The 13,085-nt window shown below is 29.9% G+C and carries 12 protein-coding genes; all 12 read right to left on the bottom strand.

What is annotated here, in order from left to right; genetic code table 11:
* Positions 1–404: 404 nt before the first annotated feature.
* Complete coding sequence (locus RWN11_RS05370) at positions 405–1,487, bottom strand: hypothetical protein (protein ID WP_314160747.1); 1,083 nt, start codon at positions 1,485–1,487, stop codon at positions 405–407.
* Between the two features lie 11 nt (positions 1,488–1,498).
* Complete coding sequence (locus RWN11_RS05365; RefSeq protein ID WP_314160746.1) at positions 1,499–2,665, bottom strand: carbamoyl phosphate synthase large subunit; 1,167 nt, start codon at positions 2,663–2,665, stop codon at positions 1,499–1,501.
* A gap of 124 nt (positions 2,666–2,789) precedes the next feature.
* Positions 2,790–4,100 carry an isochorismatase family protein gene (locus tag RWN11_RS05360; RefSeq protein ID WP_314160745.1) on the bottom strand — a complete coding sequence of 437 codons (1,311 nt, stop codon included), beginning with the start codon at positions 4,098–4,100 and terminating at the stop codon, positions 2,790–2,792.
* A gap of 222 nt (positions 4,101–4,322) precedes the next feature.
* The gene (locus tag RWN11_RS05355) at positions 4,323–4,553 is read right to left on the bottom strand and encodes an acyl carrier protein (RefSeq protein WP_294683610.1); all 231 of its coding nucleotides are present in this window, start codon (positions 4,551–4,553) and stop codon (positions 4,323–4,325) included.
* Positions 4,553–5,533 (bottom strand): phosphate acyltransferase PlsX, encoded by a 981-nt coding sequence (gene plsX, locus RWN11_RS05350; RefSeq protein ID WP_314160744.1) that lies wholly within the window; start codon positions 5,531–5,533, stop codon positions 4,553–4,555. The genes RWN11_RS05355 and plsX overlap by 1 nt, the downstream gene beginning before the upstream one ends.
* Positions 5,534–5,537: 4 nt before the next feature.
* On the bottom strand, positions 5,538–6,173 hold the full coding sequence (locus RWN11_RS05345; protein WP_314160743.1) for a class A sortase: 636 nt from the start codon (positions 6,171–6,173) through the stop codon (positions 5,538–5,540).
* 9 nt (positions 6,174–6,182) lie between these two features.
* The gene (gene recG, locus RWN11_RS05340; RefSeq protein ID WP_314160742.1) at positions 6,183–8,192 is read right to left on the bottom strand and encodes an ATP-dependent DNA helicase RecG; all 2,010 of its coding nucleotides are present in this window, start codon (positions 8,190–8,192) and stop codon (positions 6,183–6,185) included.
* Positions 8,185–9,057, bottom strand: a complete 873-nt coding sequence (gene sdaAA / locus RWN11_RS05335) for an L-serine ammonia-lyase, iron-sulfur-dependent, subunit alpha (RefSeq protein WP_314160741.1) — start codon at positions 9,055–9,057, stop codon at positions 8,185–8,187. The genes recG and sdaAA overlap by 8 nt, the downstream gene beginning before the upstream one ends.
* Positions 9,058–9,067: 10 nt before the next feature.
* Positions 9,068–9,736 carry an L-serine ammonia-lyase, iron-sulfur-dependent subunit beta gene (sdaAB, locus tag RWN11_RS05330; protein ID WP_314160740.1) on the bottom strand — a complete coding sequence of 223 codons (669 nt, stop codon included), beginning with the start codon at positions 9,734–9,736 and terminating at the stop codon, positions 9,068–9,070.
* Between the two features lie 2 nt (positions 9,737–9,738).
* Positions 9,739–11,409: a ribonuclease J1 gene (gene rnjA, locus RWN11_RS05325; RefSeq protein WP_314160739.1), complete on the bottom strand. Its 1,671-nt coding sequence runs from the start codon at positions 11,407–11,409 to the stop codon at positions 9,739–9,741.
* On the bottom strand, positions 11,402–11,620 hold the full coding sequence (locus tag RWN11_RS05320; RefSeq protein ID WP_003144942.1) for a DNA-dependent RNA polymerase subunit epsilon: 219 nt from the start codon (positions 11,618–11,620) through the stop codon (positions 11,402–11,404). The genes rnjA and RWN11_RS05320 overlap by 8 nt, the downstream gene beginning before the upstream one ends.
* Positions 11,620–13,085: aminotransferase class V-fold PLP-dependent enzyme (locus RWN11_RS05315; protein ID WP_314160738.1), on the bottom strand; the 1,466-nt coding region annotated here is incomplete at its 5' end. The genes RWN11_RS05320 and RWN11_RS05315, both read right to left, overlap by 1 nt.

The raw sequence follows: 13,085 nt of genomic DNA, 5'->3' as shown, positions 1-13,085 counted from the left end.
CAAAAAAATAATCTTATATTATATATATTAAAATAATACAACACTAATTTTAAAGTCTTTCTACACTTTTGTCAAGTGAGTTGTACCAATTTTAAGTTCATTTTAAGTAATTATAAAAATAATATTAATGATAATTAAATTATGTAAAATAACATTAATTTAAAATATTAAAAAGAGTTCTTTTTACTCAAATTCTACATGTTTTTCAACTGAAAAAAGGAGTGACTCGACAAAATCGTGATTTCTTAAGAAACAAGATTTTGTTAAGTCACTTTTCATATTTGTTTATTAGATATCTAAAAGTTTTTCTAAAGCGTATTTAGTTATCATTAAACCAATGTATATATGAATTCTTATATACACTTTGTTAAAATTCAGGATTTTTTAGTCAGCCCCTCTAATAATTATTTCAAAATTTTATTCTCCAAATAATCGCAATATTTCATTTCTAGATTTTGAACATATAGATTAGGTGCTTTATTTTTTATTTTTCTAGCCTCGGCTATTAATCCTAAAGCTTTTTCATCATCCAACTTTACACCGTATTCGTATGTTGCTAAAATATTCTTCGTTTGCGGATTATTTTGTTTCAGTCGAACTTTTAAACTCTTGTCATTCATAAGTTCTTCCAACAATTCATCTTCTGGATTCACTAAACTTATTAATTTTACTAACAATGCCATAAGTTCAACTTTATAAACTGGTAACAAATCATCTCTTTCAATATATAGTTTTCTTGATTCATTATATAAAGCATCAAACTCAAAGAAATATTCTAGTCCATCTAATTTAATAAATTCTAATGAGTCAGTTAGATAATTTGTATTAGTTATTTCCAATGAATTTATTTTCTCAACTACTTCTGGTTTTTCTATTAATAAATTCTTACCAATACTTTGATAATATACGTACTCTAATTGTAAGTATAAAACAAATCTAGTAGTTTCGTCTTTACTAGCGTGGTAGAACGTCATACCATCATTGAATCCCATTGGAATCAAGTTTAGAAAAGCTAATGCGAACCCTATCAAGGCAAATAATAATGTATAATAACTTGGTAAAACCAACCAAAATACAATAGAAAATACTAGATTAAACATTACTCCACCTAATAAGTATAATTTATACTTAAACTTTCCTTCAACATATTCAGGAGCTCTCATCAGACACTGACCACCTGTCCCAGCTAATCTTTCGAATCTAATTTTAAGTTTTCCATGTTCATCTTTTATAATTTTGAAATCAAATACTCTAAAACTTATAAATTTGTATCCTGATAGTAACCCAAAAACTAAATGTCCCGCTTCATGAATTATGACTTGTAAAATGAATACTACTACTCCTGCAATTAATAACAATATGATATTTGGAGTATCCACTTTCGAAAGTGAATCTCCTGCAATCTTACCGACAGAATATCCTATTATCGCCCCAACAATCATAATTCCTAATATTTGTAACAATCCATTAATAATCTTTTTCTTCACAAATTATCCTCCTATTCTTCTTTTTCATGAATATAATTCATCATTTCGCTAAGTTTTTCAATCTTCTCATCTACTAATATATACATCCACTCTCCCATAGCTGTTGCAAATACTCCTGGTACTCTATCAATTAAACGAAGTTCTGTAGAATATCTATTATAAATATCTTCATTAGAATATTTATAAGTATATTTATCACGTCTTGACAAAGCAATACCATTATAGTTATTCTGCACTTTTTTCGGCGAATTACCAACTACAATATCAGCATACATCTCAAATAAATCACATTCATAAGTATGGTTATATAAATCAACTGTATATCCACCCGCAATTCGATTATTATATTCTAACGCAATATAATCGTTATTAGGTAATTTGAAAAATTCGATATGGAAGAACCTTTCCTTCATTCCAAATTCTTTAACAATATTTCTACCATATTCTTTTAGTTTAGGATCAATTTCTTTAGAAATTATATTTCCATAATCTAGGCTATCGTTTAATAAATCTAATGTGGGCTTTGTATAGTAAAAGCTTGTCTCAAATACAACTTCTCCTTTAGAATCAATTAGACCATCATACGTACAAAGGACACCATTGTCCACATAACTCTCAATAAAGTACACAATATCTTGATTCCACTGTTTTTTAAAGTTTTCTACATCTTTTTCTGATAAAAGTTTATAAGTATTATTTGCTCCTACACCATTATCAGGCTTAGCTATAACTGGTAATTTAATATCTTTTATCACATTTTCAAGTTCTATAATTGTTTTTACTGCTTTCCCCTTAGCAACTGGTACTTTAGCTTTTATAAATCTTTCTTTCATTTTCGATTTATATTTTGTAAAATCTAAATTTTTAGATTTTACTCCTGGGATATTAAATTGTTCTCGTATTATTGAATCCAGCGTCAACCAATACTCATTGTTAGACTCAACCCTATCTATAACACCGTGTTTATATATTAAGAACGCTACTCCTCTTAATACTTCTTCATAATTTTCTAAATCATTTACTTTGTAATATTCAGTTAAAGTATTTTTTAAATCATTTGAAAGATTATCATAACTTTCACTACCTATTCCTAAGACTTTAACTCCTTTTTCGACCAACTTTCTTGCAAAATTTTCCTGTGAAGTTGGAAAATTTGGTGATACTAATAAATAATTCACAATTGCCCCTTCTTTCCTCATTTTATACATTAGTTTACCATAAACTTCACTAATTTTCCAATGAAAAAATAAAAAAAAATATGAATCATCTTCTTAACGTTCGGAAAATGATTCATATTTTATCTTATTCTTTTACATTCACTGTTAAATTTTGCAAATATGTTTTAAATGATGAATTAACCTCTTCACTTAATCCTTTAGTAGCATTTAAATCCACTATTATTTCTACTTTTTCATTATAAGTTTGTGTCATAATGATATTACTTAATACACAAATATTTGAAACTAGTCCACAAAACTCTACTTCTTTATAGTCACTGCGTGAGATGAATTTCGCTAGGTCTATGCTTCCAAAAGAAGTTTTATTAAATACTTTCTTAGCTTGTTTTTCATATCCAGCTACTTTTCCATAGAGATTATGACCTTCGCTATCAATTATACAGTGCTCAATCGGTAAATGTTTACCTTCTCGAGTTGTCAGATAATTAGTATAGTGAGTATCTTTTGTGAAGATTACATCTTGACCAGCTTTTAAATACTCTTCAATTTTGTTAACTATTACTTGATCAAGTTGTTCTGCTGTTTCAAATCCTAAAGCACCATCTACAAAGTCCTTTTGATAATCGACTACTACAAGTAATTTTTCAGTCGTATCATGTTTTAACAATACCCTTAGATATAATAAAAATGCCACAAATGCTAAAAATCCTAAGCAACAAAAAATAATATCTGATTTAAATTTCGGATTTGTTCTTTCATCTAACACTACAAACTTAACTAAAACAGCAGCATCTATCAATAACAGAACTAGTAGATATTTCATTCTTTTTCTAAAATATACAGCAAAATCTTTTGCGCCTAATTTTTTATAAATTAAGTAGATAAATAATGCTGCAATACCTAAAATAAATAACATCATTCCATATTTGTGCATTAATTTAAACGCATGAGGAGCACTTGGTCCCAATACATAACCTAGAGTTATAAACACAACCACCCAGAATACTCCACCAATTGTTGAATATATATGAAATTTTTTGGCATCTATACGTGAAATCCCAGAAAAATATCCAAGTATATGTCTAACACCTGGTAAAAAGTACGCTATTACTATTACTATATTACCGAACTTATTGAAAAATTCCGCTGCTTTCATCATTCTATATGGTGTAAGTCCAATATACACACCATATTTATCAACTGCCTTTGTTCCTAATCTTCTACCTATTTCGTAAGAAAATTGCATTCCTATTACCGTTCCTAGGGCACTCGCAATAATCATCCCTATATAACTACCATGACCATTATATGCCATTATACCAGCTACAACCATCATCGTCTCACCTGGCAATGGTAAAGCCGCAAATTCCAAGATAAGCGAAACAAATAATATTATATATACGTGTTCAGCCAATAGTTTAAATAACATTTCCATATATAAACTATTCTCCTTTTTATTTATTTTCTTATAAATTATATCATATTTTATAACCAGTTAAAAGCTAAATAGGTAAATTATATATGATATAAATAATATTGTGAATTATCTTATCATACGTAACTTATAACTAGTTAAAAAATTTTCTTGTTATTTAAAAAAAAACAAAATAAAACTAGAGCTTTACATGCCGTAAAACTCTAGCAACTTATTAATTTTTTATTTTCTTTCTTCGATAACTTTTACTAAGTCTTTGATTTGAACGATGTTTTCTGCATCTTCATCAGAAAATTCAAATCCATATTTTTCTTCAATATCCATTACTACATCAGCAACATCAATTGAATCAGCATCAAGATCTTCATTTAATCTTGATTCTAAAGTAATTTTATCCGCATCTATTTTAATATACTTAGTAATAATTTCTTTTACTTCTTCGAAAATTGCCATTAATTTGTTTCTCCTTTTTCCATCGTTTCTATCATTATACCATAAAGTTTTGTTTTGTGTATTTGTTTTGCTTGTTGAACTGCATAATATAGTGCATTTTCATCAGCTGAACCATGAATTTTTATACTTGGTTTTTTTATCCCTAATAAGAAGGCTCCACCGTATTCACTATAGTCAAATTTTTTCTTAAATGCTGCGATTCCTTTTTTTACTAATAAAGCAGAAATTTTTGTTATAAAGTTTTCTAAGAAGATACCCTTAATCATTTTTCCTAAAGAACTCGCCACACCTTCTATAGATTTCAATAAAATATTTCCAGCAAATCCATCAGCAATAACTATATCATATTTATGTTCAAGGATTTCTCTTGCTTCTATATTTCCTTTAAAGTTAGTAATTTCTTCTTTAAGTAACTTATGAGCCTCTTTATATACTTTATTACCTTTTGATTCTTCAATACCAACATTAAGTAATGCTACCGAAGGTGTTTCAATATTATAGATATATTTCATATATAATTGACCAAGTTTAGCATAATTTACTAAGTCATCTGGTTTAGCTTCTACATTTGCACCTAAATCTGTAAATAAGAACTTATGTTCTGATCTTGTCGGTAATAATGAAGCCAACCCTGGTTTAGAGATACCTTCAATACGTCCTAACATAAATAACGAACTAGCCATAAAAGCACCAGTACTTCCACCAGAAATTGCTACATCGATGACATCATTATTTAAATCAGCCAACATTCTTATCATTGAAGCATCTTTTTTCTTTCTATGAACACGTGCTGCATCATCAGACATCAACACCTCTTCAGTACAAACATTCTTAACAATATTTTCTGTTTTAGTTATTTTGTTTAAGTTTTCTTCAAGCCCATAAACATAAAGTTCTACCTCTTCATCTTTATAGCTATTAACAAAATTAATAATTCTACCAGGCTCATCTACTCCTAGTATATCAATACCTATTTTCATAATATTATGCACTTTCTTCTCCTATTAATTTAGCCTCTACTACAAAACGACTTTCCCATTCACCTGTTTGTGGATTAAAGTTATCGCAAGTGAATAATTTTAATATTTTCGGTTCGTTTTCATGTTGTTCTAAAATTTCAACTTGCGTTGGTACTACATCATAAAGTTTATTTACTTCATATGTACGCAATTTATCTTTTGAAATAATTTGAATTTTAGCACCATTTTTAATTTTTGTTAAGTTATTAAATCTTATTCCTACACCTTGCACACTGTGTCCTGCGATAACAACATTTTGTGCATCTAAATGCGAAGGTTCTTGAGATGTTGCTACTCCATTAATTAAATTGATTTCAGTAACATCTTGGAAGATTGGTTCTTCTATATCTACACTATCAATTTTTAAAATTCCTAACATTGAGTCAGTTAATTTAATTTTTGACTCATTATCCGTAAACATTTTTTGCCACCACGGGATGTCTACTTCACCTTTATTATTTTTATAAGCTGTAATAATCTTATCATTGGCATTTCCTGTTAAATATTCTCTAATTTGATTTTTAAATATTAACACCACCGATGTACATAACAGTACTACGATAAGAATATTCAAAAGAGTATTTTTTAACTTTTTATTCATTGTATCCTCCTATATTATCGTTTCTTCTAATCCAACATACTGCAATAATCTTTCTTTATTATCGGTTACTTCTATTATTTTCACCGCTAATTTTTTCGCTAAGTACATTAAATCAACATCGTTAATTAAATCAGCAACTTTAAAACTCGGTACACCACTTTGCTTTGTACCAAAAAAGTCACCTGGTCCACGTTGTTTTAAGTCGAATTCTGCAATTTTGAAACCATCATTTTCTAAACACATTATATCTATACGTTCACTTTTCGAATCAGTTACTAATATACAATAAGACTGAAACTTACTTCTTCCTACTCGACCTCTTAGCTGATGTAGTGTCGCAAGTCCAAAACGATGAGCATCTACAATAATCATAAATGTAGCATTTGGAACATTCACCCCAACTTCAATTACCGTAGTAGAGATAAGTATATGTATTTCTTTATTTAGAAATCTCTCTACAATTGCATCTTTTTCCTTATTATTCATTTTACCATGTAATATTGCAATTTTATAATCATCTGGTAGATAATTTTTAATATTTTCGTACGTTTCCTCTACATTTTGAAGATCCATCTTCTCGGATTCTTCAATCAATGGACAGACTACATAACCTTGCCTTCCATTATCGAGCTCCATACGAATATTATCTAGAACTTTATAAAAGCTCTTATTTGTAGCTTTATATGTCTGAACCTTCTTTCTACCAGCCGGTAGTTCATCTATTGTAGATACTTTAATATCAGTAATCAAAGTAATTGCCAAACTTCTCGGTATTGGAGTTGCAGTCATCATTAGTGAGTTAACAGCTTCCCCTTTGTTACTTAATAATTGACGTTGTTTAACGCCGAAACGATGCTGTTCATCTGTAATTACATATTTTAAATTATTGAATTTTACATCTTCTTGAATTAAAGAATGTGTTCCAATTAATAATTCTATCTCACCAACCTCAAGTAGACTTAAAATAGTATTCCTTTCTTTTTTTGGAGTACTGCTCGTTAGCAACGCCACAGAAATATTCAAATCTTTAAAAAACTCGAAAAATGTTTCAAAATGCTGATTTGCTAATATCTCAGTTGGCGCCATAATTGCTGTCTGATAACCTGCTTTTATCGTTGCATATAACGTTGCTGCTGCTACAGCAGTTTTACCACTACCAACATCCCCCTGCAATAATCTATCCATCTTATAAGGATTATTTAAATCTTCTATTATTTCATCAATAACACGACTTTGAGCTCCTGTTAGCGTAAAAGGTAAACTATTCTTAAAATCATCGATATCTTTGCTGTTTACTCCAACACAATATCTAGTATCCTCTATCCTACTGTTGATATTTTGAAGCTGTAATTTTAACTGGTAATTAAACAACTCATGAAAAGCAAACATCTTCTTTGCTTTATCAAATTCCTCAGAATTTTTTGGGTAGTGTAGCGTATATAAAATCTTATCTAATTTCCAAATTCCTTTAAAATTTTCAGGAACTAAATCTAAGATAACATTTTCACCATCTATCATATTAAACGATTCTTCAACAAGTTTTGTAAATTTCTTCTGTGTAATACCTTGTTTTAAGTGATAAAAAACTTCTATACTATCACCTTTAGGCTTTTCATCAACAACATTAAAACTTACGCTCGAAGCTGTTATTGTATTATTCGCAGCATTATACGTACCTTTTACAACTACATCCTTACCTTCAACAAGGTTTTTTTTCAAGTAATGTTGATTAAAAAAGACGATTTTAATACTACCAGAAGCTGTTAATAAAGTAAAAAAAGATCTGCTTCTTCGATTTCCATAAAATTGAGTACTTACCCTAGTTTCTACCTTTCCAGTCGTTATAACTTTTTCATTATCCTTAACAGAAGAAGAAAAATCAGTAGAACTAGATACTCTATAAGGAATATTATACAAAATATCACGAATAGTATAAATTTCTAGTTCGTTCAAAGTTTGTAAATATTTCTTTCCAACACCTTTTATAGTTCCTACTGATTTTTCTAAAATATTAATCATTACCGAATAATAAACTCCTATATTTTTCTCCAGTTTTTGTGATTGCAAGACCACCTCTAGCAGTCTCTTTTAATGTTGTGGACATTTCTAATCCTATTTTATACATTGCTTCTAGTACTTCATCCGCAGGTATTCTACTCTTTATACCTGCCAAGGCTAAGTCAGCAGCCATAAGTGCTGTTGAAGCACCGGCAGCATTTCTTTTCACGCAAGGAACTTCCACCAATCCTGCTACAGGATCACATACAAGACCAAGCATATTTTTTAATGCTATGGCAAATGCATGGGCACTCATCTCAGCATCTCCGCCCATTGCCTCTACAATAGCTGCCGCAGCCATTGCACTTGCAGAACCTATTTCTGCCTGACAACCACCTTCTGCACCAGAGCAAGAAGCATTATTCGCCACTACAAAACCGAAAGCTCCGGCTGTAAATAACATTTTTAATTGCGTTTCTTCATCAATATTGAATTTTTGTTTTAATGCATGTATACAACCTGGAAGAACTCCAGCCGAACCCGCAGTAGGAGTTGCACAAATTAAACCTAACGAGGCATTCACCTCATTAGTTGCAATTGCTGCTGCAACTCCGTTTAAAAAATCGCTACCTGTAATTGATTTACCACTATCTATATATTCTTGAAGCTTCTTGGCATCTCCTCCAGTAAGTCCTGTCTTAGAACTAACTCCTGCCAAACCTTCTTCAACAGCTTGCATCATTACATTAAGATTTCTTTTCATCAATTTTTCAACTGCAGAACGTGTAACACCATTTAATTCAATTTCTTGTTCAATCATTAATTCTGAAACTGGTTTATTTTCTAATTTTGATTTTCTAACAATCTCTTCTAAACTAGTAAACATCTGGTTTCCTCTACAATCTATCTGCAAATTTTACTTCATTAATATACTCTAGTTCAGTTAATTTTTTAATCTTATCTTCAGTTAATTCTTTTTGTGACTCTACTACTAATAAGTTTATTCCCTCTAAAATAGAGCTAGAATACTTCTCACTTACTTTTAAATCACCGAAGATTTCTTCGATTCTTACTGAAAGATCTTTTTTAGTATCATCTTTAAATTTATAAAATATGAAATAACAAGGAAAATCCCCTGATAAATTTACATCAAACCCTAGAAGTTCGAAAATAACCATTTTTCCGCCTCCTATTGACTTCCCAATAAGATCTAAGTTATGTCTACCTGCTTCAACTTCTATTTTTGCAGTATTGGGATGAATATGCTCAATACCACTTTCTATAAATTCAAATTCCATTCCTGCTAATTTTGCATCTTCCATACTCGTTCTTATACGTTTATCAGAGGTGTTATAACCTAATAATCCACCTATTAATGCTATGTCAGTTCCATGCCCTTTATACGTTTCTTTAAATGAACCATATAATGTTATTTTTACATTTTCTGGTTGTTCACCAAAGATATATCTTGTAAATAGACCAATACGAACTGCTCCTGCTGTATGTGAACTTGATGGACCTACCATTACAGGTCCTATAATATCAAATACACTTCTGTATTTCATATTTACACCTCCAATATTGTAGGTAATATAACAGGTTTTCTTCCTATTTCACTTTCTAAAAATTCTCCTAAAGCTTCTAATATTTGTTGTCTTATATGATAAACACCACATTCTTCATTTTCTAATGCAGCTAATACAGCCTCTTTAATTATTACTTTAGATTGTGCAAATAGTTCAGTAGATTCATTTACATTTACAAATCCACGACTAATTACATCTGGATTGTTCATTAGTTTTTTGTTTTTAAAATCAATTGCGACAGATACTACAATAACACCCTCTTCAGAAAGCTCTTTTCTATCTTTAATAACAACGTTTCCGATGTCTCCAATTCCAAGCCCATCAACATAAACATCAGATGCATCAAACTTACCAGCAATTCTTGCACTATCACTAGTTAAGGCTAATACTTCACCATTTTCCATAATAAATGAATTTTCTAATGGAATATCGCACTCAGCTGCTGTTTGAGCATGAATAACTTGCATTCTATACTCACCGTGAATAGGCATGAAATATTTAGGTTTAATAAGTCTGAACATTAATTTTTGTTCTTCTTTCGAACCATGACCTGATGTATGTACATTATTAACACTTGATGTAATAACATTAGCACCAAGTTTTGATAATAAATCAATATTCTTGTTTATAGATAATGTATTTCCTGGAATAGCTGAACTTGCAAAGATTACCGTATCTGTCGGCATAATTGTAATTTTTTTATGTGTTCCATTTGCTATTCTACTTAATGCTGCTAGTTCCTCACCTTGAGTACCTGTACATAAAATAAGTAATTTATTTGGATCCACTTGATTAAGATATTTACTATTAACAAACGTTTCTTTAGGTGCTTTAATATATCCTAATTCTGTTCCTATTTTAATAGCTTTTTCCATAGAACGACCAAATACCACTATCTTTCTTCCATGTTCAATACATGCTTCTACTACTTGTTTTACACGATATACGTTCGAAGCAAAAGTAGCGAAAATTACTCTATGTTTTTCTTTACGTAGTATATTAGAGATAGTTTTCCCTACTTCTTTTTCACTTTGAGTAAACTCTGTTCTTTCTGAGTTTGTTGAATCAGAAAGTAAACATAATACGCCTTGTTCACCAATTGCTGCCATTTTGTGCAGGTTAGAGCCTTGACCAACTGGTGTAAAGTCAAATTTGAAGTCCCCAGTATGAACAATATTTCCTTGAGGAGTATTTACTATTACTCCAAATGAATCAGGAATTGAGTGAGTTGTATTGTGGAATGAAACTTTTAGATACTTATAACTTAACACTGTATCCTCATCAATTACATTTAACTCAGCTCTTGCTAATAAATTATGCTCCTCTAATTTCGATCTTATTAAACCTATAGCTAAAGGTCCACCGTAGATTGGTAAATTCACCTTTCTAAGTAAGAATGGTAATCCACCGATGTGATCTTCATGACCGTGAGTTATTATTAGCGCTTTAATCTTATCCACATTTTTCTCAATATATGAATAATCTGGAATTACATAGTCAATTCCTAGAATATTATCTCCAGGAAACTTAACTCCAGCATCGATAATAACTATCTCATCTCGATATTGGACTGCATAGGTGTTTTTTCCAATTTCCCCTAGACCACCAATGGCAGCAACACCTACCTCATTTTTTTTAATGATCTTATCCATTAACTTTCTCCACTTTAAAGTCTTCAGATTGTTTCTCGAACTCTAAGTATGCTTCGCTTAATTCTTGAACAAGCTCCACATTGTAATTTCTATCATCTAAATACTTTCTTACTGCTGGTACTCCATCAGCTTCAACATATAACACTTGAGTGTTCTCCCTTACTGGAATTTCTTTTGAATTTTCTTGGTAAAATACTTTAAATACTGCCATTAATAATCTCCTATCATTTCTTTTAATATATTTAGTGTGTAATCTAATTCATTCTTTGTTGTATTAATATTTATAAATGAAAACTGAATAATATTTCTTTCTTGAAGATATGAACTCTTATAATGAATAAAAATATTATTTATTGCAAGTGAAGCTCCTACATTAAGTGAACTAATGTTTTCAGGTAATTCTACTGTTACAATCACCGGTGAAACTTCTTTTTCTTTTATTTTCATTATTGGAAGACCTAATTCTTTAAGTCCTGCCTTCATGTATGAATATTTTTCCTGAACCTTTTCATATCTTTCATCAGTTTTAAAGGCATCTAAAGCCGTATTTAGTGCTTCCATTAAAATAGATGGTTGAGTGAAAGGTATTGATGTCATCTTATTAGCATAGTGTAAATCTAGATATAGTGGAGTGTTTTCCAATGGAACTAACTCACAATTAGTACCTACAATTGCTAATCCAGCTACAGAACAAAAGGCTTTACCTGATGAACATGCTACATAATCAACATCTTTATAACTATATTTAATAGCACCTACTGCAGAAACTGCGTCAACTGCAAGTACTAAATTATTTTGTTTAACAATTTTTGTTATTTCTTCTAAATCATTTAATATTCCAACACTAGTTTCATTATGAACTAAATAAACAAAATCATAATTTCCTGAGTTTAATTTTTCTGCTAAAATATTTAAATCAAAGCTTTCTCCAAACCCTACAGAATAACAATCAATATTTAATCCGTGACGTTTTGTTTCACGAACTAGTCTATTACCGAATTCACCATTAGCTAAAACAAGCCCATTATTAAGATTTCTACCTTTTAGTTGTGCCATTATTGCTTCATTAGCTAATGTTGCTGATCCATGTAATATAGTCGCTGTTTTAACATCTAAAATGTTCTCTATTTTTGAAAGTGTATTTTTCGTCAAACTAACGAATTCATTACTTCTATGTGAATATAACTGTTTAGAAAGTTTTGCTATTACATCCTGTGATAAATCTACAGGCCCTGGTAAGAAATTAATTCTTTGTGCTTGAGCCATTCTATCAAGAACTTTATTTTTACTACCTAGTAGAAGGTACATAGGCATATATTCTGCTTCTTTTGTTCCTACATTTTCGTGAAACTTAGTAAATCCTAAATGTTTATATAACTTTTCTTGTCGTGTTGTTCCTGAAATAAATACAATATCATAAGCATTCTGAATAATATAATTAAATGTTCTTTGTAATAGTTCAGTAAAAACTTTAGTTTTTCTATATTTTTCTTTTATTGAAAGTAATCTTATTTCTACTGGTTTTTTATAACTACCTTTATAATATTTATCGATATCATTAAGTTTTAAATCTAACGAAAAAGGTCTTTGATCTGCTAAGGAAATCATCCCAATCACATCATTTTTCTTTTTTGCAATTATATATATATTTTTATCATGAAATTTATCTTTTAATT

The sequence above is a fragment of the uncultured Gemella sp. genome (assembly GCF_963519265.1).
GTDB lineage: Bacteria > Bacillota > Bacilli > Staphylococcales > Gemellaceae > Gemella.
This window is presented reverse-complemented; position numbering and strand designations above follow the sequence as displayed.